The organism is Pseudoxanthomonas sp. X-1 (genome assembly GCF_020042665.1).
GTDB lineage: Bacteria > Pseudomonadota > Gammaproteobacteria > Xanthomonadales > Xanthomonadaceae > Pseudoxanthomonas_A > Pseudoxanthomonas_A spadix_A.
The window spans coordinates 1,131,449-1,154,627 of record NZ_CP083376.1 but is presented as its reverse complement, the minus strand read 5'-3'; the positions used below and the strand labels follow the sequence as shown (position 1 = coordinate 1,154,627).

Genomic DNA, 23,179 nt, shown 5'->3' with positions numbered 1-23,179 from the left:
CCGCAAGCCGGCACGGCCCCACGCCGCTAGAATGCCCGCCCCGGCAGAACGAAACGCCCCCCGAGCACGCCCATGACGATCAACTACGCCCAAGCCCGCGAAAACATGGTGGAACAGCAGATCCGTCCCTGGGACGTGCTGGAGCCCCGCGTCCTGGACGCCCTGGCGACCCTGCCGCGCGAGGCCTTCGTGCCGCCGGCGCACCGCGCCGTGGCCTATGCCGACCTGGAACTGCCGCTGGGCCATGGCCAGCGCATGATGAAGCCGGTGGTCGAGGGCCGCGTCCTGCAGGCGCTGGACGTGCAGCCGGGCGAGGACGTGCTGGAGATCGGCACCGGCAGCGGCTTCCTCACCGCCTGCCTGGCCACGCTGGGCCGCGAGGTCGTCAGCCTGGAACTGCATCCCGAGCTGGCCGCCTTCGCCCAGGCCAACCTTCAGGCCACCGGACTTGGCAGCAACGTGCGGATCGAAACCGCAGACGCGCTGGCCTGGACCTCCGACCGCAAGTTCGACGCGGTCTGCATCACCGCCGCAGTGGACACGCTGCCGCCGCGCTTCATGGATTTCGTGCGCCCGGGTGGGCGCCTGTTCGTGGTGCGCGGCCGCTCGCCGGCCATGGAGGCGGTGCTGGTGCACCAGCAGGACGGCGGCAGCCGCATCGAGTCCCTGTTCGAGACCGACGCGCTGGGCTACCTGGTCGGTGCGGCGCCGGTCCCCGCCTTCGTGTTCTAAGCGCTCGCCACAAAAAACTTTCAAGGAAATCCCCACGATGAGCCGTCTCCCCCTCGTTCTCGCCGTCGCGTTGGCGCTGCCCTCGGCCGCCTCGGCCACCGACCTGATGCAGACCTACGAAATGGCCCGCAACGGCGACCCGACCCTGGCCCAGGCCGAAGCCGCGCGCCTGTCGCAGAAGGAAGGCGTGGTGCAGGCCCGGGCGACGCTGCTGCCGCAGGTCAACGGCACCGCCTCGCTGGGCCGCTCCAGCGCCAAGGTCACCCATGGCGGCGAGTGGATCGAGAGCCCGCGCTCGCGCGACTACAGCGTCACCGTGAGCCAGAGCCTGATCAACTTCGGTGACTACGCCCGGGTCCGCTCGCAGCGCGCCCTGAGCCAGTCGGCGGACTTCGATCTGGACTCGGCCAACGACTCGCTGATCACGCGCACCTCGGCGGCCTACTTCAACGTGCTGATCGCGATCGAGACGCTGGCCTCGGCCGAGGCCGCGCAGGCCGCGTTCCAGAAGCAGTTCGACTACGCGCAGAAGCGCCTGGATGTCGGCCTGGCGCCGATCACCGACGTGCACGAGGCCCGCGCGTCCTACGACAGCGCGCGCGCCACCGTCATCACCCAGCGCAACGCCCTCAAGGACGCCTACGAGGCGCTGACCGAGATCACCGGCCAGCCGATCACCAACCTGCGTGGCCTGCCGGACGACTTCAAGCCGCAGCTGCCCTCGCAGTACAGCGCCGATGGCTGGGTCGACACCGCGCTGGCGCAGAACCCGGCGCTGAAGTCGCTGCAGCTGCAGGTGCAGTCGGCCGATGCCGGCATCAGCGCCGCGCGCGCCGGCCATCTGCCGACCCTGGGCCTGAGCGGCAGCTACGGCCGCAGCGCCAGCTGGGGCGGCGACACCGAGACCGGCGCCGACGGGTCGCGTCGCGGCGAGTACGACTCGCGTTCGATCGGGCTGACCCTGAACGTGCCGATCTTCTCCGGTGGCGCCACCCAGTCGCAGGTGCGCCAGGCCGTCGCCCAGCGCGATTCGGCCCAGGACGCCTTCGAGCAGCAGCGCCGCGCGGTGGTGCGCAACACGCGCAACGCCTACCAGGTGCTGGAAGCGGGCATCAGCGAGATCGAGGCCCGCCGTTCGGCCGTGGTCTCCGCGCGCAGCGCCTACGACGCTTCGCAGGTCGGCCTGGAAGTGGGCACCCGCACCGTGCTGGACGTGCTGACCAACCAGAACAACCTGGTGGCCGCGCAGGAGCAGTACTCGCTGGCCAAGTACAACTTCCTGCAGAACCGCCTGCTGCTGGAGGCCGCCGCCGGCACCCTGGACGCGGCCGACCTGCAGGACGTCAACGCCCTGCTCAGCGCCGACGCCAATACCCGCCTGAGCGACGACGACGTCAAGGCGATCGGCGTGCCCAAGGCGCAGTAAGCTCCCTCGCATCGCGGGAAGGAGCCGACGGCCGCGCGAGCGGCCGTCGTGCGTTACGGGCCCGCTCAGGCCGCGTGCGTGGCGGCCTGCGCGTGGGCGCTGGCGCCCTCGGCCTGCGGAAACCACAGGCTCATGACCGTGCCGCGGCCCAGCGCGGTGTCGACATCGATGAAGCCGCCGCTGTGGCGCATCAGCGCATAGACCTGGGCCAGGCCCAGGCCGGTGCCCTGCCCCTCGGGCTTGGTGGTGAAGTACGGCTCGAACAGCCGCGACAGCGTGGCCTGGTCCATGCCGGTGCCGGTGTCGGCCACCGACAGCACCACGTACTGACCGCTGGCGCGCGAGGGCGTGGCGCCGTCGCTGGCGATGGACTGGTGCGAGAACGACACGGTGATCTGGCCGCGGTTCTGGCAGGCGTCGCGGGCGTTGATGCACAGGTTCATCACCGCCTGGGCGATGGCATGCGGGTCGCCCTGGGTGATCAGCGCCTGCGGGGCGGGCTCGACCACCAGGACCATGTCCGGGCCCAGCGCCTGGCGCATCAGTTCGGCCATGGACGCGGCCACCTCGCGCAGGTCCAGCGCTTCGAAGCGCGGCGGATGCCGGCGCGAGAACGCCAGCAGCCGGCGCGCCAGCATCGAGGCGTGGTGCAGCGCCTCCTGCCCGCGCCCCAGCAGCTTGCGCTGCAGCGGGGTCAGCTGCTCGGGGCTGTCGGTGATCACGCTGATGGCCGCCACCGCGGTCTGCAGCATGTTGTTGAAGTCGTGGGCGATGCCGGCCACCAGCTGGCCGACCGCCTCGCCCTTCTGCGCCTGCAGCGAGGCCAGCTCGGCCGAGTCGCGCGCGTGTTCGGCCAGGTTGCGCGCGGCCTCGGCGATGTCCACCTGCCCGCGCAGCCGCTCGGCCGCATGGCGCTCGGCCTCGGCCTGCTCCTGGGTCTGGGTGAGCGAGGACTCCAGGAAATCGGCGTGGCGCGCGGTGACCAGTGCGCGCAGTTCGGCGCCCTGCAGCTGCGAGGTGAGGCTCTCGTTGATCAGGCGCAGGGCCTGGTCGGCGCGCAGGCGGTCGGTGACGTCGCGGCACATCGCCAGCAGCAGCATCGGCTGGCCGGGCTCCAGCGCCAGCGGGCTGACGATCACCGACCAGATCCGCTCCTGGTCGCGCAGGGTCTGGATGGCGCCCTGGAACTCGTTGCGCTGGCCCACGCCGGCCAGGCGCACCGCCTCGCGGGCGATGGGCTGCATCGGGGGCGTCCACAGCTCGTGCCAGCGCCGGCCGACCACGTCGTGGCGGCCGTAGGCATCGAGCAGTTCCAGGCCACGCTGGTTGACCGTCACCACGCGGCCGCCGGCATCGAGCTCGAAAATGCCGTCGCCGGACAGTTCGACGATCTGTCGGTAGTGATCTCGCGAGAAGGCTGGCATGGGAACTCCACAACACGGCCCGCCGTCATCCGCGTGGCGGGCACGGCCCCAGCCTAGCCGAGGTCACCCCCCTTTCACAGCGCGGTGAACAGAATCCGGCCTACACGGCTTTTCAGGTTTTCCGCGCCACATGGCTCCTATCCCAATGATCCTCATCGTCGAGGATGACGCCGGCGCGCGCGAGATCGCGGCCCTCATCCTCGAAGCCGAGGGCTACCAGGTCACCCAGGCCAACGGCGGCAATCAGGCGCTGCAGCTGCTGGAGGGCGGCGCGACCTTCGATCTGGTCTTCAGCGACATCAACATGCCGGGCGGCATGGACGGCATCCAGCTGGCGCGCCGCGTGGCCGATCTGGATGCGCAGCTTCCGGTCGTGCTGACCTCCGGCCACGCCGAGGGCTCTTTCCGGGATTTCCCGGCCAACGCCAGGTTCCTGCCCAAGCCCTACAACCGGCAGGCGCTGCTGGGCATGTTGCGCCAGCAGCTGGCGCGCCAGAGCACCTGAAGCACCTTTCATCCACTCCCGGCGGCGTCTGGGGCAAGATGCGTCACAGCGCGCGTCGGCCCCGGCCGGCGGGTCGCGCCCAGACCACGCCACGCCCGGGAGGGGGGCCACCGGCATGACGATGTCCGACCCGCCACGTCGGCGATGGCTGCCCGAACTGCTGCGCGGATTCGTGCTGACCGTCTGCCTGCTGTTCGCAGGCGCCGAGTACTGGCATGGGCTGGAGACCCGGCGCGAGGCGACCGCCCAGATCCATCTGGACGCGGGCAACCTGGCGCGCTCGGTCAGCCAGCACGCCGAGGATTCGATCCTGGTGGCCGACAGCGTGTTGTCGGGCATCGTCGAGAACCTGCGCATCGACGGCGCCGCGCCGCGCGAAGCGCGCCGGCTGGACGACTACCTGGGCGATGAGGCGCGCCGCTCCGGCCGCATCCACGGACTGTTCGTGTACGACGCGCAGGGCCGCTGGATCGCCTCCTCGCTGGAACACCTGCCGAGCAACGTGAACAACGCCGACCGGGCGTACTTCAAGCACCACCAGGCCGTGGACGACACCCTGCCGTGGGTCGGCCCGCCCGTGCGCAGCCGCTCGGACAACCAGTGGATCATCACGGTCAGCCGCCGCTACAACGACGCGCGCGGGCGGTTCGCCGGGGTGGTGCTGGCCAGCATCCGCTCGGCCTACTTCGCCGAGCACTACCGGGCGTTCAACGTCGGCCGCCATGGCGCCATCACCCTGTTGAACGACGCCGGCCAGGTGTGCGCGCGTGCGCCGCAGCTGGACAGCGTCGGCCAGGACCTCTCGCGCACGGACCTGTTCGCCCGCCTGCGAAGCGCACCCACCGGCTCGATCACCTACGCCTCGCCGTTCGACCACGTCCGGCGCATCAGCGGCTTCCAGCACGGCGAGCGCTTCCCGTTGATCGCGGTGGCGTCGCTGTCCGAGGACGAGGCGCTGACGGCCTGGCGCGGCTCGGTGCGCACCCATGCGCTGCTGACGCTGGTCACCGTCGTACTGCTGGCGGGCCTGGGCGAGTGGCTGCGTCGCCAGCTGCTGGCGCGTCAGGCCGCGCAGGACCGGCTGGAAACGCTGGTGCGCACCGATGCGCTGACCGGCCTGGCCAACCGCCGCGCCCTGGACGAGGCGCTGGCCGACGCATGGGCGCGCGCGCGCCGCGACGGCACGCCGCTGGGCCTCATGCTGGCCGACATCGACCACTTCAAGAACTTCAACGACACCTACGGCCACCAGGCCGGCGATGTCTGCATCACGCAGGTGGCGCAGGTGCTCAGGCAAGGCGCGCGCCGGCCGGGCGACCTGGCCGCGCGCTACGGCGGCGAGGAACTGGCCCTGGTCCTGCCGGGCTGCGATACGGACGCCCTGCGCACGATGGGCGAGGCGCTGTGCCGCAACGTGCGTGCGCTGCAGATCCCCCACGCCGAAAGCTACAGCGCCAGCGTGGTGACCATCAGCGTGGGCGCGGTGGCGCTGTGGCCGAGCCGGCTGGGCGAGGATGAAGGGCCGGCCACCCTGATCCACCTGGCCGACATGGCCCTGTACGACGCCAAGGCCGGCGGCCGCGATCGCGCGGCGGTACGCGCCTAACGCTCGCTGTAGGGCACGCCGCCCTTGGACTTGCTGTCCCTGGCGGCTTCGACGATCTGCACCACCACGCCGGCCGGATCGACGGCGAAGTGTTCGGCCACCGCATCGGTGATGGCCTTCATCAGGGCTTTCTTCTGCTGCGCGGTGCGGCCTTCGACCGCGAATACGACCACTTCAGGCATGACGGTGTCCTTGGATGACGATGGTGTTTCAGCGGCGCGCGGCGGCCGATTCGCCGCGCATGACCGATTCGACCTCGGCCAACGAGGCGATCGCGTTGTCGCCAGGCGTGGTCATCGCCAGCGCGCCATGCGCAGCGCCCAGTTCGACCGCGCGCTGCGGGTCCGCCCCGTCGAACACGCCATGCAACAGGCCGGAGACAAAGGCGTCGCCACCCCCCACCCGATCGAGAATGTCGACGGTATAGGCCGACGACACGTGCAACGCCTGGCGCGTGCACAGCGCGCCGGCCCACCCATTGCGCGAGGCATTGCGCGCGTCGCGCAGGGTAAAGGCCACGGCCTTGAGCTGCGGGAAGCGCTGCAGGGCACGCTGCGCGGCGGCATGCGCCGGTGCCGGATCCATGGGCGTGCTGCGCGTGCCGAGGTCGGAGACGTCCATGCCCAGGCAGGCGGCGAACGAATACTCGTCGCCGAACAGCAGATCGCACTCGGCCGCCACCGCGCAATTGGTCAGGCGCGCCGCATCCGGATCCGGATGGGCCTGCCACAGGCTGGCGCGATAGTTGAGATCGTACGAGACCGGCACGCCGTGTCGCCGCGCCGCGCGCGCCGCGGCCACCGCCGTCCTTGCGGTGCTCTCGGACAAGGCCGCGAAGATGCCGCCGGTGTGCAGCCAACGCGCGCCGTGCGCGCCGAACAGCGCGTCCCAGTCGAATTCGTCCGGGCCGATCTGCGAGGCCGACGAGTGCGCACGGTCGGACACGCCCAATGCGGCACGCAGGCCGAAGCCGCGCTCGGTGAAGTTCAGGCCCAGGCGGGTATTGCGGCCGATGCCGTCGTACGCGCGCCACAGCAGTTGCGAGGTATCGACGCCGCCAGCGCCGATCATCGCTTCGGCCAGCGCGCCCAGCTCGCTGCGCGGCAAGGCGCTCAGGGCCACGGTGCGATGGCCGAAGGTGCTGCGCAGCCCGCGCGCGACGTTGTACTCGCCACCGCCTTCCCAGACCCGGAAGCTGCGCGCGCTGCGGATGCGCTCCTCGCCCGGATCGAAGCGCAGCATCACCTCGCCCAGCGCCGCGCAGTCCCAGCGGCGGGTGGCTTCGGACGGGACCTGGAACAGCGGCTCGCGCATCGTCGTGCTCACCTGGCCTTGCAACCGAACACCGACAGGTCGATGGCATCGGCCAGGCGCTGGTAACCGGCGTCGTTCGGATGCAGGTGGTCCCGCGTGATGGCGTCCGGCAGCGACTCGGGCCTGGCGGGATCGCGCAGGATCCTGTCGAAATCCAGCAGTCCGTCGAAGCCGCTGTCCTTGCCGCGCATCCAGGCGTTGATCGCCGTGCGGGTCCCGGCCGAGACCGGCTCGTAGCGCTCGGAACCCCCGAACGGCGTCATCGTCGCCGCGTAGATCTTGATGCGGTGATCGTGCAGGCGCTGGGCGATCTGCCTGTAGGCCAGGATCATGTCGGGCGCGTTGCGCCCCGGGGTGAAGGTCGGCGCGCCGTTGTGGCGGATGTCGTTGATGCCCTCGAACAGGATCACCTCGTCGGCATCGGATACCGCGATCACGTCGCGGTCCATCCGTGCCAGCGCGCTGTGGCTGCGTCCCGGGTCCATCACCTTGTTGCCGCTGATGCCTTGGTTGAGCACGACGTACTGATCGGGGCAGGCCTGTTGCAGACGGGCGCCCAGCAGTTCCGGCCACTGGCCATGGCTGCCACGCGTCGCCGTGGCGCCCTCGGTGATCGAATCGCCCAGCGCGACGATGATCTTCGGCTTGCTGTCGCGCAAGGCGTACACCGCCGAGACCACGCTCTGCAGATAGGACATTGCCACGCCGTCATCGACCTGTGCCACCTTGCCCTGTGCGATGCGCAACGGGGTGCGGCGCACGGCCGGCCGGGTGGCTTCCCGGAAATACACCGTCAGCGCGACCTCCTGCATCGCCGGCGCGGCCAAGGGCACCGGATCGGTCAGCAAGGCCGCACCGACCGGCACGACGATCTCGCTGCGCCCGTCGACGGTGACCGGCAGCGGCTTGCCCTGCCCGGCGCGCTGCGCCGAGACCAGCGTCAGCTTCAAGGGCACGGTGCCCAGTTCGTTGCTGATGCGGAAGCGCAGTGCCTTGGCCGACGTCCCCAGGCGCATGTCCTGGCGCACCGTCTGATCGGCGAACTGCACCGGCTTGTCCGGCGTGCCGTCCTTGCGATCCGGCGCCGGCGAGGCCGTCCACGCCGGCACCCAGACCTGTGCATGCGCCGGCAACGCCGCCAGCGTCCATACCGCAACCAGCCCAATGGCGTAGATCCAGCGCATGACGGCCCTCCCAGGCGCGATCAGGAAAAGTAGGTGCCGCCGTTGACGTCCAGGTTGGCGCCCTGGATGAAGCTGGCCGCATCGGAGGCCAGGTAGACCGCGGCATCGGCCGCTTCGGCCGCATCGCCCTGGCGGCGCAGCGGCGTGGCGCCGGCGACCGCCGTGCGGACTTCCGGCTTGGTGAACTCGTCATGGAAGCGCGTGGCGATCATGCCGCAGCACAGCGAATTGACGCGGATGCCTTTCGGGCCGAGCTCCTTGGCCATCGCGCGGGTGAAGGTCATCACGCCCGCCTTGGAGGTCGCATAGATGGCCGCCCCCGGGCCGCCGCCGTCGCGGCCGGCCTGCGAGGCGAAATTGACGATGGCCGCGCCGGCTTCCATGTGCGGCACGACCGCACGCGTGGTGAGGTAGGTCGAGGTGAGGTTGAGATCCATCACCTTGCGGAAGAACGCTTCGTCGATGTCCGCCAGCGGACGACGCTCGACCATGCCGCCGGCGACGTTGACCAGCACGTCGATCTTCTGCCCGAACGCGGCCTGCGTCGCGGCGATGAGGCCATCGACCGCGCGCGCATCGGTGACGTCGGCACGATGCGCGATGGCCGTGCCGCCGGCATCGGCGATCCGCCTGACCGTGGCCTGTGCACTGGCCTCGTCGTTGGCGTAGTTGACCACGACCCTGGCGCCGCCGGCGGCCAGCTTGAGCGACACCTCGCGCCCGATATCGCGCCCGCCTCCGGTGACGATGGCGACCTTGTCTCTGAATTGCATGGAATGTCCTTGGAAGTGGGAGAAGGGAACAGCAGGTCAGCCGCGAAGCGCGGGACCTTCGAGCTTGCGGATCGGACCGGCGATCCACCACACGGCGATCAGCGACAGCGGCACCAGCGCGGCGACCAGGATGAAGATCGGGGCATAGGATCGGGTGGTCATCACCGGCACCAGCCAGGTGGTGACCAGGGTGCCGGCGACCGCCGCCATGCCGCCGATACCGGCCAGCGATCCGACCGACTTGCCGCCGAACAGATCGCCCGGCAGCGTCTGGATGTTGCCGATCGCGACCTGGAAGCCGAACAGCACCGCGGCGATGGTGATCACCGCCCACATCGGGTCGGTCGCCAGGACCGCGCCCAGGAGTGCCGGCGCCATCACGACGCATCCACCGGTGATGGACCACTTGCGGGCGCGATCCACGCTCCAGCCACGCGCGATCAGCCGCCCCGACATCCAGCCGCCGAGCAGGCTGCCCAGCGCCGCGCCGACATAGGGCACCCAGGCGAAGATGCCGATCTGCTTGATGTCGAAGCCGAAGGTCTCGGCCAGGTAGATCGGCAGCCACGAGACGAACAGCCACCAGATCGGATCGAGGAAGAACCGCGCGATCACGATGCCCCAGCTCTGCCGGTGCGACATCAGCTGGCGCACGCTGGGCAGATACTCCGGCGCGGGGCCCGACGACGATTCACCGCGATCGGAGATCAGCACCCGCTCGGCCTCGCTGACCCACGGATGTCGGTCCGGCCCGGCGCGATACACGATCAGCCATGGCAGCAGCCAGACGAATCCCAGTGCGCCGACCAGCACGAAGGTGCCGCGCCAGCCCAGCCACAGGAACAGCACGGCGATCAGGGGCGCCGACACGATCGCGCCCACCGAGGCACCGGCGTTGAAGATGCCCTGCGCCAGCGCGCGCTCGTGCGCCGGGAACCATTCGGCGTTCGCCTTCACCGCTCCGGGCCAGGCACCGGCTTCGCTGACGCCCAGCAGCGCGCGTACCAGGCTGAAGGAGAAGATCGAGTGCGTGATCGAATGCAACGCGATCGAGACCGACCACACGCCGATCGACAGCGCGAAGCCCATGCGCGTGCCGATGATGTCGAACAGCCGCCCGAACAGGAACTGGCCCGCGGCGTAGAACAGCATGAACACCGTCACCAGCAGCGCGTAGTCCTCCTTGGTCGCGCCGACGTCCTTGGCGATCTCCGGCCACATCACCGCCAGGGCATTGCGGTCGATGTAGTTGATGACCGTGGCCACGGCGATCAGGCCGACGATCATCCAGCGCACGGCCGAGCGCGCGCGACTCACGGGTTGGCCTCCCTGGGCGTCGCAGCGGCGCCCGACTTCGCATCGAAACGCGCCCAGCCACCGCGCCAGCGATAGTCGTAGCCGTCGCCGCTGACGTGGTGTTCGGCCGTCGCATCCGAGCCATCGTCGGCCACGGCCAGCGCGAGGGTCTTGCCGCCGGCCAGGCTCAGCACGACCACGTCGGCATCGCGGCCGCGGATCCGTTCGAGCCGGTCGATGCGGCTGTTCGCGCCGCGGACGTACTCGGCCGTGCCGTTGTATTCGCCGTGCGGCTCCAGCACGCCGTAGAACGTCGCGTCCTTCTGCCCGTCCATCCGCTGGATCAGCGCCGGCTCGCGGCGCAGATTGAAGTCCGGATCGTTGGCGCCGCTTTCGGCCAGGATCGCGCGCGTCGGGGCGCTGGCGGCGAAACGATAGGTGTAGAAGCGCCCGTCCAGCAGCCATTCCAGCGTGCGCTCCCCGGCCGCCGGCTGCGACGTCGCGTCCACCCACAGATGCTGGTAGCCGTTGGCCTTGCCCAGCACCGGCCGCTCGGCGACGGCCCGCTCGGCCTTGAAGCCGACCTGCATGATGTGGCCGGCGTAATGCAGGGGCAGGTCGTAACGCGCCGCCTTGTCGCCGTGCACGCGCAACAGGTCGATCACCACCGGCTCGCCCAGGTCCGGATGCGACACCAGCGCCAGCGTGCGGGTAAAGCTGACGCCGTCGTAGGCCCCGTCCATGCGTGCGCTGCTGACCTGCGTGTCGGCCGTGTCGGCGAACAGCAGTTGCCTGGGCGGACGCTGCGCGCCCAGCTTCCAGTCCCCGTCGAACTGGCTGGTCTCGTCCACCACCAGCGTGTTGTGGGCCACGGTCTGCTTGGCCCAGCTCTTGTTCTCCGGCAGGTAGGTCCCGCCCTGCTTGGCTTCCACGTTGAGGAAACGCGCCGCGCCGTAGTCGGTGACCACGCGCTGGCCATTGTCGTAGAAGATCCAGTTGAGCTTGTCGAAGTGGCCGTGGCCCATGCCCTGGCTGGTGTTCTTCATCACCAGGGTCTGGCCATCGTCGCCATTCATGCGCAGGATCGCCATCGCGCCCTGCCGGCCGTCGCCGCCGTCGCGCAGCAGCGTCGGATGAAAGGCAAAGGGCCGGGCCTTGTTTTCCTGCAGCGCCCTGGCTACGGCAAGCCCTTCAGGACTCAGCAACACGCGCTTCTGCTGCTGCGCCACCGAGAGCAGGCGTGTATCGCCGGTCTGTGCGTAGGCGATGTCGATGCCGGCCACCAGTTCCTCGGTGTCCACGCCTTTGTCCAGGATCGCGTCGTTGAGCGGGAAGAAGTAGCCGCCGTAGCTGGTCTGCACGAGCGTATCGACCGCCTTGAGCAGCACTCCGTCACGGTACTGGAAGATCTTCCGCTGCGGCTCGTTGCGCGCGATCGCATCGGCGAACAGGATGAACGGCGCCAGCGCATAGCGCTGGTAGTACGGCCCTTCCTCGTAATAGCCATCCGGCGAGAACAGCTGGTCGATCTGCTTGAGGAAGCCCGCACTGCCGTCCTGCCTGGTGCCCTTCAGCGCCTTGTCGACCAGGGTCGGGTCGCGCAGCACGTAGCCGGTCATGCCGACCGCGGCCACCGCCCAGGTCGCGTGGTTGTGGATCTTGTCGAAGTTGTCCGGCGATTCGTCCGACATGAAGCGCGCCATCGCGCGGAACACGTTGTCGTCGATGGTCTTGCGATCGGCCGGCGTAAGCGTGTCGCGGATCGCGTCGTAGCCGGCGATCGCATGCACGACCCACACAGAATCGTTGAGCGTCTGCCAGAACAGGCGACCCGGTACTTCGCTGCGGCCGGCCGGATGCGGGCCCAGCGTGGGATACAGCTTGGCGTAACGCAACAGCATGTCGCGGGCGAACTCGGCGTAGCGCTTGTCGCCGGTCAGGCGATACAGCGTGCCGGCCGCTTCGATGGCCTGGTAGTTGCGCTTGTGCTGCTCGTGGGTATAGCCGCCGCCCGGATCCTTGGGCACCGGCACGTCGATGCCGCGCTGGAGCTGCTTGTCCAGCTCCCGGCTCGCCCTGGCCTGTTCCCGGGCGAACAGCGGCGCGGACGCCCCCTGCGTGGCCATCGCCTTCCATTCCTCCAGCGTCACCAGCACCGGTGCGGCATCGGCATCGTGGCGCTGGACGGTCGCGGCCGGCGCGGGCGATCCCGGCGCGGGCGCGGCGGACAGCGCCAGCGCGGACGCCAGCAGCACGGACAGGGGGACGGATCGGATCATCGTGCGGCCTCAACCGGGACATCGGACTGGATCGCCGGCGTACCGACGAACTGATTGCGCGTGGCCACCAGACTTGGCGTGCCCACGGCGTGGGTGAAGCGCACCGGGGCGCTGTCACGGAAGGTATTTCCGACCAGCTGCACGCGCTGCACGCCGTGCAGCCGCAGGCTGGCATCGCCTTGCGCACCGGCGCCCTCGAAACGCGATTCGCGCACCTCCAGCACCGGGCCGAACGTGCTTTCATCGGTGCCGCCGCGGTACAGATCGACGACCGCCGCGCCGATGCGGCTGAACTGCGAATCGATAATCTCCACGCGCTCGGCGTTGTAGGTGCCGCCATCGTCGGTCTCGGCGGCGGCCGACACGACGTGTCCGCTGACATCGCTCGCCTGGACCCGACGCAGCGCGATCAGGTCGGCCATCGTGCCCTTGCCGGCCACGATCACGTCGAAGCCGCGATTGCCGTCCAGATGCACCAGCGCGCTGTCTTCGATGATCACGCTGTAGTTGGCGGCACTGGAGCCGGGCGCGATGCGGACCACGGCATTGCCGGTCTCGTCCGGCGCCTGCGCTCCGTCGATGGTCAGGCGGGCAAGCCTGAGCGCGCCGCCCGGGCGCAGGTCGAACAGGACTGGCCGGGTGAACTGCACCTCGGCCGCGCCGCGTGCCGGCCCCTGCACGGTCACCGGCACCGACAACGCCAGCGTTTCGTTGACCGTGTAGCGTCCCTCGCGCAGCTGCAGGCGCTGTCCGGGCGCGGCGCGCCGTACCGCGCGGGTCAGCGTGTCCTCTCCTGGCGCGACCTGGCGGACGGCGCCGCTCTCCAACGTCGCGCGCGCCGCGTCCTTCGGATACCAGCGCACGCCCACGTCCTCGCGCGCGATCGGCGTCAGGTCGATCGGGGCGCCGATGTCCTGCAGGGGCGTGGCCGGCACCAGCAGGCCGGTCGCGGCGCGCTGCAGCGTCACATCACGCGCGTCCACGCCGCCGGGGAAACCGGGAGAGACCGCCGGATGCTGCACGTTGCCGGCGAATGCGATGCCGCCGAGATCGCCCTGTACCACCAGCGGATCGGCCTTGCCGCCGACGATCAGGTTGCGGGTGAAGCGGCTGTCCTTCGGCGCGGCATTGCGCTCATCGTCCTTGCCCGCGCCCAGCAGCAGCTGGCGCGGCGCAATCCAGGTGTTGCGCTCGATCACCGCATGGTCGACCTGGGCATAGCGGTTCTTCGGCGCATCGGCCGTGCCGTACATCACGCTCAGGGCCGCGGCGAAGTCCTGCCCGTCCAGTTCTTCGAAGTAGTTCTCGCGGATGGTCTGGCGCGCGTTGATGACGCGCACGCCGCCGGTATGGGGCTTGCCGCCGCCCAGAAACACATTGCGCTCGACCAGGTTGCCGCCGCCATGGCGCAGCACCATCGAGCCACGCGAGCGATGGAACACGTTGCCGCGATAGACATTGCCGCCGGATTTGTTGGAGACGATCTCCACCTCGCCATCGCAGCCTTCGAACCAGTTGTCCTCGACCACCGTATGCGAATCGCTCAGCGAGTCGTGGCTGGTGCCGACGCGGATGGTCTCGCCGCCGTTGGACCCCAGGTTGGGTCGCGGGCCGAACCAGTTGTGGTCGATGCGATGGCGGTTGTCCAGGCCCTGCTCCTCATCGCGCACCACCACCAGCGTGGCGCCGCGGTTGGTCTTGCCCAGCAGCTGCGCGTGATCGAAGCGGTTGTCGTGGCCATAGAGCGCCACCCAGTGATCGGAGGTACTGCGGTCCGGCTTGTTGTAGCCATCGATCACCACGCCGGTCACGCGGCTGTGGTTGGCGCGCTCGCTGCGCGAGGCGCGGAAGGACAGCGCCTCGCCACCCGGTGCCCAGCCGTCGCGGAACACCAGGTTGGAGACTTCCAGGTAGTCGCCGGCCAGGCGCAGGTCCGACTGGCCACTGAGGACCACCTTGCCCGGTGTCTGCGCGGTCAGGCGCACCGGCCGGCCGGGGCGGCCGTTCGCCCTGAAGAGCAGGCGCGCGTCGTGCCAAACCCCGTCGGCCAGCACCACCGTATCGCCCGGCCGCAGGTCGGTTGTCGCGGCGCTGTATTCGGCCTGGTCGTGGACCAGATGCGTGCGCGCGGCGTCGGCCGCCGCGGCGGGCCATCCGCCGAGCCACCCCATCCCTACGACTACGCAAGCCGCCTGCAACCGCATGCACCCTCCTCCCGTACAGCGCCCCTCCGGTGCTGTCAGTGGCGGCGATGGTAACAGCCGGATGCGACCCGTCAACCAATTTGCCAGTCCAACTTTAGGCTAACTGGAAAACGTTATTGGCGCGATTCTGTGCTGCAGTAGCAGCATAACAGCCTCGATAATTGGCCTAGCCAATAGACCTTAGTAGAAGTTCAGACCAATTGGTTGACATCCGTCGATGGCCCGGGAAATCTGCCGGCCGGTCCGGTGCAGATCGGGCATCACTCGGGAGGAGATCACCATGCGTCACCCCATCGGAAGCCCCGCCACCGGGCCGCTCCGTCCAAGCGCGCTGCGCACAGCACTACTGACCGTCCTGTTTGCCGGTGCGACAGGTCCGGTCGTGGCCCAGACCACCACGGCGGCCCCTCACGCGCAGCCGCCCGGCACGACCACGTCGACAGGCGCGCCGCAGGCCACGGATCCCGCGCAGGCCGACGGCAGCACCGCGACCACGCTGGACCAGGTCAAGGTCACCGGCATCCGCGCCTCGATCCAGTCCTCGATCGACAAGAAGCGCGACGACACGGTGATCTCCGACGTGCTCTCGGCCCAGGATATCGGCGACCTGCCGGCCGCCTCGCTGGCCGATGCCATCGAGACGCTGACCGGCGCCGGCTCCACCCGCGACAAGACCGGCGCTTCGGAAATCTCGATCCGCGGCCTGGGCGCGTTCCTCAGCAACACCACCTTCAACGGCCGTGAGATCACCAACGGCAGTGGCGACCGCTCGGTGAACTTCAACATGTTCCCCAGCGAACTGATCAACACGGTGGCGATCTACAAGACCCAGCGCGCCGACCTGATCGAAGGCGGCGTGGCCGGCAGCATCGGGCTCGAGACGGTCAAGCCGCTGGATTACGGCAAGCGCGCCATCCAACTGGAGGGCAAGGGCAGCTGGGCCGAGTACGACAACAAATACAAGGACAAGGACGGCATCGGCTACCGCGCCACCGGCAGCTACATCGACCAGTTCGAGTTCGACAACGGCGGCAAGCTCGGCGTATCGCTGGGCTACCAGAAGCTGGAAGGCACCGATCCGGAGGAAAGCATCACCAGCGGTTCGACCTGGTACGCCTGCGGCTACGCCACGACCACCGGCAATTGCGTCGAGCCGGGCGCCACCGCCATCGACCACGGCACGCCGTACTACCTGGTGCCGAGCAGCCGCATCTACCGGCTCAAGCAGGAGCGCAACGATCGTCAGAGCGAGTTCGCCGCCATCCAGTGGAAGCCCAACGAGGTGGTCGAGCTCAATGTCGACTACCAGCACACCGATCGCAACTGGCACGAAAGCCGCTCGGACTTCTCGCTGTCCAATGCCAATCGCAACATCCGCAACGTCGAGGCGACCGACGACGGCATCGTGCGCCATCTCACCGGCAGCAGCTCCATCGACACCAGTTCGACGCTGTACGACCGCAACGAGGAATACACCGGCGGCGGCATCAACCTGATCCTGCGTCCCAGCGCCGCCTGGGAAATCGATGCCGACCTGGCCTATTCGCACACCACGCGGACCGATACCCAGCGCGTGGTGCGTTTCCGCGCCAACCGTACCGGCATCGATGGCACCATCGTGCCAGGCATTTCCAGCGGCACCACCGGCTACGTCAACTATGCCTGGGACTGGGATGGCGACGTGCCGTCGATCGCGCTGGACCCGCTGTTCGACCGCTACGACTACAACGCCTATTCCGGCGCGGCGCGCGTGACCTCGGAGGAGGAGCAGAACGACCACAAGATCCGCTCGGGTCGCCTGGACGTCAGCTACCTGCCGGAAGGCGGCTTCCTGACCAAGGTCAAGTTCGGTGGACGCACCAGCCAGACCGACTACGCCTATTTCGACCAGACCCTGCAGACCGACTACGCGACCAACAATGCCGCGCAGAAGGCGCTCATCGTCGCCGCCAACCAGGCGTGCCGCGCGGAGTTTCCGCAGGCGGACTTCATGGACGATGCCGGCGGCAACACGATTTCCAGCTGGGCCTACTTCGACCCGGCCTGCGCCTACCAGGCCTTCCGCAGCACCTTCGACACCGGCGTGGATCCGGATTACCAGGATCCCAACAACGTCGGCATCACCGAGAAGACCCGGGCGCTGTATGCGATGGGCGAGTTCCGCAGCGAGCTGTTCGGCGTGCCCTACTCCGGCAACGCGGGGGTGCGCTGGATCAAGACCGACGTGCGTTCGGCCGGCGTGCGCCCGGCGCTGGACGTGACCCGGAACGACGACGGCACCTACAACATCGTCGCCAACGGAAACTACGACAGGCTGGTGACCAAGGCCGGCAACGACCGGCTGCTGCCCAGCGTCAATGCGGCCTTCGAGCTGCGCGACGACCTGCTGCTGCGCGTGGGCGCGTATCGCGCGATGGCCCGCCCGGACATCGCCGCGCTGGGTTCGGGTCGCGACTTCAACACGAGCGCCACGGCCGCCTACGGCAGCCTGGAGGAGGCGCTGAGCAACGTGCAGGCCACCGGCAATCCGGACGCCAAGCCGCTGATGTCATGGAACGGCGACGTGTCGCTGGAGTGGTATCCGAACGCGGACACCATCCTGGCCGGCGCGCTGTACTGGAAGCAGTTCAACGGCGGCACCGAGACCCAGATCTTCGATGAGACCTTCACCGTCAACGACCAGGACGTGACCGTGCCGGTCGCGCGCCAGGTCACCACCGACCAGAGCAGCACGTTGACCGGGTTCGAGCTGACCGCATCGCACCGGCTCTCCTACCTGCCCAAGCCGTTCGACGGACTCGGCTTCAAGCTCAGCTACAACTACGCCGACGCCGACTACACCACCCAGGACCCGCGCCTGGGCGAACAGGTCGATGCCACCACCGGCGCGGTCACCCCGGCCATCGTCGTCCCGGCCGGCCTGAGCGGCTATTCGCGCCACGTGCTGTCCGGCTCGCTGTACTGGGACCTGGGCAAGTTCGACATGCAGGCGATCGCCAAGTTCCGCTCGCACTACTACCAGGACTTCACCGGCAACACGGCGCAACAGAACCGCTACTACGGGGACAACACCAGCGTCGACTTCCGGGCCAGCTATCGCTTCGACAAGCACCTGTCCATGTCGCTTGAGCTGACCAACCTGACCAATGAGCCGCGGGTGGCCTACCAGCCGGCCTACGGCAACTTCCGCGAATACGTCAGCTACGGGCGCCGTGCCTATCTCGGTGTACGATATCGTTTCTGATATCAGCGGCGCGGCCTCGGCGGGCCGCGCCGTTTTGATTGAGCCGCAGGTCCGGACCAAATCCCCGGAGCGCACGCCAAGCCAGCAGGTCTTACGCATGTCGGAGAACCGCCTCTACCAGTCCATCGCCGCCGAGATCCTCAAACTGATCGATGCCGGCGAATTCCCCCCGGGCTCGCGCCTGCCGGGCGAGCGCGACCTGGCCGAACGTTTCGGCGTGAGCCGGGTCACCATCCGCGAGGCGGAGATCGCGCTGGAGGCACAGGGCTGGATCGCGATCAAGACCGGCTCGGGCGTCTACGTGCGGGCCAAGCCCTCGGCGTCGGTCGGCGCACTGCCCGACGTCAACGCCTTCGACCTGACCGCCGCGCGCATCCTCATCGAGGCCGAGGCGGCGGCCCTTGCCGCCAGCCGCATCACCGACGCAGAGGTGGCCGAACTGGAGGTGCTGCTGGCCGCGATGATCGACCCGACCGCGACCGAGGCCGAAGCCGACGAGCACGACCGCCGCTTCCATCTGGCGGTCGCCCGCATCTGCGGCAATCCGGTGGTGGAGTACTGCATCCAGCAGATCTGGCGCATGCGCACCGAGCTGCCGCGCGTGAAGCAGGCCTATGCCCGCGTCTGCCACGACGACGGCGCCTCCAAGACCGATGAGCACACCGCCATCCTCGATGCCCTGCGGGCGCGCGACCCGGCTGCGGCGCGCGGCGCGATGCGCAATCACTTCCAGCGCCTGTTTGAATCGATGCTGGAGGCCACGGAGAACGAGGCCCTGGCTGAAATCCGCCGCCGCACCCAGGAAGACCGCGAGCGCTTCCTCGCCACCACGCGGATCTGACCGCCGCACCACCCTGCGACTTCGGCGCATGGGGCCTCCAGGGCCCGGCGCTATCATCGAGGCCGATGATCGCCGAACCGCCGCCTTCGAATGCCGTCCTGCCAGCGCTGCATGGGCTGGTGCTGGCCGGCGGCGCGAGCCGGCGCATGGGGCGCGACAAGGCGGCGCTGGTATACGACGCGCAGCCGCAGCTGGCGGTGGCATTCGCACTGCTGGCGCCGCGCGTGGAGGCCTGTTTCGTCTCGGTGCGTCCGGACCAGCGGGACGAACCGCTGCGTGCGGCATTTCCCCGGCTGGTCGACCTGCGCGATGACATCGGTCCGGCTTCCGGACTGCTTGCCGCGCATGCGCATGCGCCGGAGGCGGCGTGGCTCGCCATCGCCTGCGATCTGCCGAACCTGGATGCGGCCGCCCTGGACTGCCTGATCGCGGGTCGCGCCCCGCAGTTCGACGCGGTGGCGTTTCGTGGCGCCCGCGATGCGCTGCCCGAACCGCTGTGCGCGATCTGGGAGCCGGCGGCCCTGCGCCGCCTGCGGGCGCAGGTCGATGCCGGGCGGTTCAGCCCGCGCCGCGCGCTGGACGCTGACGCGGTGCGCCTGCTCGACCTGCCGGCGCCGCATGTGCTGGACAACGCCAACACGCCCGACGACCTGGCGCGGCTGCGCGGGGGGATACGGCATGGCTGAGCCCTGCGCGGGCGGCGACGTCCTGTCCTACGAAGCAGCGCTGGCGCGCTTGCTCGCGCAGGCCGGCGCGCTGCCACTGGAGACCTGCGCCACGGACGATGCGACCGGACGCGTGCTGGTCGAGGCGGTGCGCGCGCGAACGCCGTTGCCGCCGTTCGACAACGCCGCCATGGACGGTTATGCGCTGCGCAGCGGCGGCCGGACCATCACCGCCGGCAGTGTGTGGCCCGTCGCCGGGCGCATCGTCGCCGGTGGGGCGGCGCCGCAGGTACCGGCCGCGGCGTGGGAAATCATGACCGGCGCCGCGCTGCCGCCGGGCGCGGACAGCGTGGTGCCCTACGAGCGCACCGAGCGCCTGGACGGCGCGCGCATGCGCGTGCTGGAGGACATCGAACCGGCGCGCCACATCCGCCGCGCCGGCAGCGACCTGCGGCCCGACGACCTCATCGCCGCGGCCGGGACCCCGGTGGATGCGACGCTGCGGATGTTGCTGGCCGCGGCCGGGATCGCGCGGGTCCAGGTCAGACGCGCGCCCCGGGTGGCGATCCTGTCCACGGGCGATGAGCTGGTCGCCGATGCCCGTGCGCCGCTGCAGGCGGGCCAGATCCGTGCTTCCAACGGGCCCTTCCTGCAGACCGCGCTGGGCGAGGCCGGGGCGCAGGTGCTGGCCTGCCGCACGCTGGGCGACGATCCGGCGCAGTTCGCCGCCGCACTGGCGCAGGTCGCGGTCGAGGCGGACCTGGTGCTGACCACCGGCGCGGTCTCGGCCGGGGCGCACGACTTCGTTCCCGCCGCGCTGGACAAGGCCGGCGCGCAGCCGCTGTTCCAGGGCGTGGCGATCCGCCCCGGCAAGCCGCTGCTGGCCGCGCGCCTGGCGCAGGGTTCGCTGCTGCTGGGACTGCCGGGCAATCCGGTCGCCACGGTGGTGGGCTTCCGCTTCTTCGCCGTGCCGCTGCTGCGGCACTGGCTGGGCAGGCCGCGCGAGCAGCCGCTGCTGGCGCGCCTTGCCGAACCGGTGCGCGGGCGCGGCGCGCTGCGCGGCTTCCTCAAGGCGCAGGTGGGCCACGACGCGGACGGCGCGCTGCGCGTGCGCGTGCTGGCCGGTCAGGAATCCTTCCGCATCGCCAGCCTGCTGCAGGCCAACGCCTGGGCGACCGTGGCACCGGAGGCCGGCGAACTGCCGACGGGCGCGCGCGTGGAGGTCTATCCCCGCGACCCGGACGGCCGCTGGCGCCTGGAGTGAACGCGGTCGCCGGGCAGGTCGAGCGCCGTCAGGCCGCGGCGCTGACCTTGACCGGCACCGACTTGTAGGTCGGCGTGCCGGACTGCCGGTCGTAGCTCTCCAGCGGCACCAGGCAATTGCCTTCCGGGTAGTACATCGCCGCGCAGCCGCGCGGGATGTCGTAGGCCACCGCGGTGAAGCCGCGTACAGTGTGGTCCTCGCCCGTGGCGCCGGGCAGACGCGAGGCCACGTCGATCAGGTCGCCCTGCTCCAGCCCCAGCATGGCCAGGTCTTCGGCGTTGAGGAACACCACGTCGCGCCGCCCGTGCACGCCGCGGTAGCGATCGCTCAGGCCATAAAGCGTGGTGTTGTACTGGTCGTGCGCGCGCAGCGTCGTCAGCGTCAGCAGGCCCGGCTGCGCGACCGGCGCGTCCTCGGCCAGCCCTTCGACGACCAGGAACTGCGCCTTCTTGCCTGGGCCGCCCCAGTCGCGTACCGAGGCGCCGACCGGCAGGCGGAAGCCGCCCGGCGTACGGATGCGCTGGTTGTAGTCGCGGAAGATCGGAAACACCGCCTCGATCCCGTCACGGATGCGGTCGTAGTCCTCGACCAGCCACGCCCAGTCGACCTTGCTGTGCGGCAGCAGCGCGCGCGCCATGCCGGCGATGATCGCCGGCTCCGAGCGCAGGTGTTCGGACGCCGGCGTCAGCCTGCCCTGCGAGGCGTGCACCATCGACATCGAGTCCTCCACCGTCACCGACTGCGGGCCGTTGGCCTGTTCGTCGCGCTCGGTGCGGCCCAGGCACGGCAGCAGGAAAGTCTCCCTGGCCGGGATCAGATGCGAGCGGTTGGGCTTGGTGGCGATATGCACGGCCAGGTCCAGCGAACGCATCGCGGCGAAGCAGGCCTGCGGATCGGGCATGGCCACGGCCAGGTTGCCGCCCAGCGCGACGAAGGCCTTGGAGCGGCCGTCGCGGATGGCTTTCATCGCCTCCACCGCATCGTGCCCATGGCTGAGCGGGAAGGAGAACCCGTACTTGGCCTGGATGCCGTCGAGCAGCGCCTGCGTGGGCTTTTCGGTAATGCCGACCGTGCGGTCGCCCTGCACGTTGGAGTGGCCGCGGATCGGCGCGATGCCGGCACCGGGCCGGCCCATGTTGCCGCGCAGGAGCAGCAGATCGGCCATCAGGTGCACGTTCTGCGTGCCGTGCAGATGCTGGGTCATGCCCATGCCGTAGCACAGGATCACCCGCTCGGCCTTGGCGTAGACCTGGGCGGCGGCCTCGATCTCGGCACGGGCCAGGCCCGAGGCCTGCACGATGTCCTCCCAGCGCGTGGCCTCGATGTCCGCGCGCAACGCCTCGAAGCCCTCGGTGTGCTCGGCGATGAAGGCGCGATCGAGCAGGCCGGTGCCGCCGGCGGCGATATCGTCCGCATCGGCCTGCAGCAGCCACTTCATCATGCCCTTGAGCATGGCCGCATCGCCGCCGACCTTGACCTGGTAATAGGCCTGGGCGATCTGCGTGCCGTGGTTGGTCAGCATCTCGGTCGGATGCTGCGGCGAGACGAAGCGCTCCAGGCCGCGCTCCTTGAGCGGATTGACCGCGATGATCGGCACGCCGCGCTTGGCCAGCGCGCGCAGCGTGGTGAGCATGCGCGGATGGTTAGTGCCCGGATTGTGGCCGAAGCTGAAAAGCGCATCGCAGTGATCGAAGTCCTCCAGCGTCACCGTGCCCTTGCCCACGCCGATGGACTGCGGCAGGCCCACGCTGGTGGCCTCGTGGCACATGTTGGAACAGTCGGGGAAGTTGTTGGTGCCGAACTCGCGCACCATCAACTGGTACAGGAACGCCGCCTCGTTCGACGCGCGCCCCGAGGTGTAGAACTCGGCCATGTCCGGCGAGGGCAGCGCACGCAGCGCGCGACCGATACGCTCGAACGCCTCGTCCCAGCCGATCGGCACGTAGCGGTCGCTCTGGTGGTCGTAGACCATCGGCTCGGTCAGGCGACCGGCGTCCTCGAGCTGGTGGTCGTTCCACTCCCACAGCTCGGCCACGGTGTGCCGCGCGAAGAAGTCGGGCGTGGCGCGCTTGGCGGTGGCCTCCCAGCTGACCGCCTTGGCGCCGTTCTCGCAGAACTCGAAGGACGAGGTATGCGCCGGATCGGGCCAGGCGCAGCCGGGACAGTCGAAGCCGTCGGGCTGGTTGACCCGCCGCAGCGCCGAGGTCTCGCGCGGCACGTCCATCTGGTCCTTCAGCGCCCTGGCCACCGCGCGCAGCGCGCCCCATCCGCCGGCGGCGGCCTCGTAGTCCTCGACGCCGGGGACGTTCGGTTCATCGCTGGCCATGACGCGCACCTGCCGCTTTGGGTGGGGCCAACATGATGCCTCGACCAGGCCGCACAATGCGTGCAGACGGCCTTCCCGGTTCAGTTGCCGCGGGGC

General features: G+C 69.6%; 17 protein-coding genes. 8 read left to right on the top strand and 9 right to left on the bottom strand.

The window, feature by feature from the left end; translation table 11 throughout:
- Positions 1-72: 72 nt before the first annotated feature.
- A complete protein-coding gene (locus LAJ50_RS05095; RefSeq protein WP_130550836.1) occupies positions 73-732 on the top strand; it encodes a protein-L-isoaspartate O-methyltransferase in 660 nt (219 codons plus the stop codon).
- A 37-nt stretch (positions 733-769) separates the two neighbouring features.
- Positions 770-2,158, top strand: coding sequence for a TolC family outer membrane protein (locus LAJ50_RS05090; RefSeq protein ID WP_130550835.1), 1,389 nt, complete (start codon positions 770-772; stop codon positions 2,156-2,158).
- Positions 2,159-2,223: 65 nt separating this feature from the next.
- On the opposite strand, the gene LAJ50_RS05085 is transcribed toward LAJ50_RS05090, so the two are convergent.
- The gene (locus tag LAJ50_RS05085; RefSeq protein WP_130550834.1) at positions 2,224-3,582 is read right to left on the bottom strand and encodes an ATP-binding protein; all 1,359 of its coding nucleotides are present in this window, start codon (positions 3,580-3,582) and stop codon (positions 2,224-2,226) included.
- Positions 3,583-3,727: 145 nt separating this feature from the next.
- Between LAJ50_RS05085 and LAJ50_RS05080 the strand changes: the two genes are divergently transcribed.
- Positions 3,728-4,087, top strand: coding sequence for a response regulator (locus LAJ50_RS05080; RefSeq protein ID WP_224096482.1), 360 nt, complete (start codon positions 3,728-3,730; stop codon positions 4,085-4,087).
- Between the two features lie 115 nt (positions 4,088-4,202).
- Positions 4,203-5,693: a sensor domain-containing diguanylate cyclase gene (locus LAJ50_RS05075; RefSeq protein ID WP_130550832.1), complete on the top strand. Its 1,491-nt coding sequence runs from the start codon at positions 4,203-4,205 to the stop codon at positions 5,691-5,693.
- On the opposite strand, the gene LAJ50_RS05070 is transcribed toward LAJ50_RS05075, so the two are convergent.
- From LAJ50_RS05070 to LAJ50_RS05040, 7 genes are read right to left on the bottom strand one after another with little or no spacing between them, the layout of a single operon-like run.
- Entirely contained in the window at positions 5,690-5,875 is a 186-nt protein-coding gene (locus LAJ50_RS05070) for a tautomerase family protein (protein WP_130550831.1), read from the bottom strand. The genes LAJ50_RS05075 and LAJ50_RS05070 overlap by 4 nt on opposite strands.
- A 28-nt stretch (positions 5,876-5,903) precedes the next feature.
- Positions 5,904-7,019: a sugar kinase gene (locus LAJ50_RS05065; protein WP_224096481.1), complete on the bottom strand. Its 1,116-nt coding sequence runs from the start codon at positions 7,017-7,019 to the stop codon at positions 5,904-5,906.
- Positions 7,016-8,191, bottom strand: a complete 1,176-nt coding sequence (locus LAJ50_RS05060) for a GDSL-type esterase/lipase family protein (RefSeq protein WP_138652177.1) — start codon at positions 8,189-8,191, stop codon at positions 7,016-7,018. Before LAJ50_RS05060 ends, LAJ50_RS05065 begins: the two co-directional genes overlap by 4 nt.
- 20 nt (positions 8,192-8,211) lie before the next feature.
- A complete protein-coding gene (locus tag LAJ50_RS05055; RefSeq protein ID WP_130550829.1) occupies positions 8,212-8,964 on the bottom strand; it encodes a glucose 1-dehydrogenase in 753 nt (250 codons plus the stop codon).
- Positions 8,965-9,000: 36 nt separating this feature from the next.
- Positions 9,001-10,251 (bottom strand): MFS transporter, encoded by a 1,251-nt coding sequence (locus LAJ50_RS05050; protein WP_138652237.1) that lies wholly within the window; start codon positions 10,249-10,251, stop codon positions 9,001-9,003.
- 26 nt (positions 10,252-10,277) lie between these two features.
- On the bottom strand, positions 10,278-12,539 hold the full coding sequence (locus LAJ50_RS05045; protein ID WP_138652179.1) for an alginate lyase family protein: 2,262 nt from the start codon (positions 12,537-12,539) through the stop codon (positions 10,278-10,280).
- The gene (locus LAJ50_RS05040; protein WP_224096480.1) at positions 12,536-14,710 is read right to left on the bottom strand and encodes a polysaccharide lyase 6 family protein; all 2,175 of its coding nucleotides are present in this window, start codon (positions 14,708-14,710) and stop codon (positions 12,536-12,538) included. The genes LAJ50_RS05045 and LAJ50_RS05040 overlap by 4 nt, the downstream gene beginning before the upstream one ends.
- A 415-nt stretch (positions 14,711-15,125) precedes the next feature.
- Here LAJ50_RS05040 and LAJ50_RS05035 point away from each other — a divergent pair, with 415 nt between their 5' ends.
- The 4 genes from LAJ50_RS05035 (at position 15,126) to glp (ending at position 20,757) form a co-directional block, all read left to right on the top strand.
- Entirely contained in the window at positions 15,126-17,987 is a 2,862-nt protein-coding gene (locus LAJ50_RS05035; RefSeq protein ID WP_224096479.1) for a TonB-dependent receptor, read from the top strand.
- 97 nt (positions 17,988-18,084) lie between these two features.
- Complete coding sequence (locus tag LAJ50_RS05030; RefSeq protein WP_130550825.1) at positions 18,085-18,828, top strand: FadR/GntR family transcriptional regulator; 744 nt, start codon at positions 18,085-18,087, stop codon at positions 18,826-18,828.
- Positions 18,829-18,893: 65 nt separating this feature from the next.
- Entirely contained in the window at positions 18,894-19,514 is a 621-nt protein-coding gene (locus LAJ50_RS05025) for an NTP transferase domain-containing protein (protein ID WP_205957645.1), read from the top strand.
- Positions 19,507-20,757: a gephyrin-like molybdotransferase Glp gene (gene glp / locus LAJ50_RS05020; protein WP_165424102.1), complete on the top strand. Its 1,251-nt coding sequence runs from the start codon at positions 19,507-19,509 to the stop codon at positions 20,755-20,757. The genes LAJ50_RS05025 and glp overlap by 8 nt, the downstream gene beginning before the upstream one ends.
- Before the next feature lie 28 nt (positions 20,758-20,785).
- On the opposite strand, the gene LAJ50_RS05015 is transcribed toward glp, so the two are convergent.
- Entirely contained in the window at positions 20,786-23,083 is a 2,298-nt protein-coding gene (locus LAJ50_RS05015) for an FdhF/YdeP family oxidoreductase (protein ID WP_130550823.1), read from the bottom strand.
- Positions 23,084-23,179 lie beyond the last annotated feature (96 nt).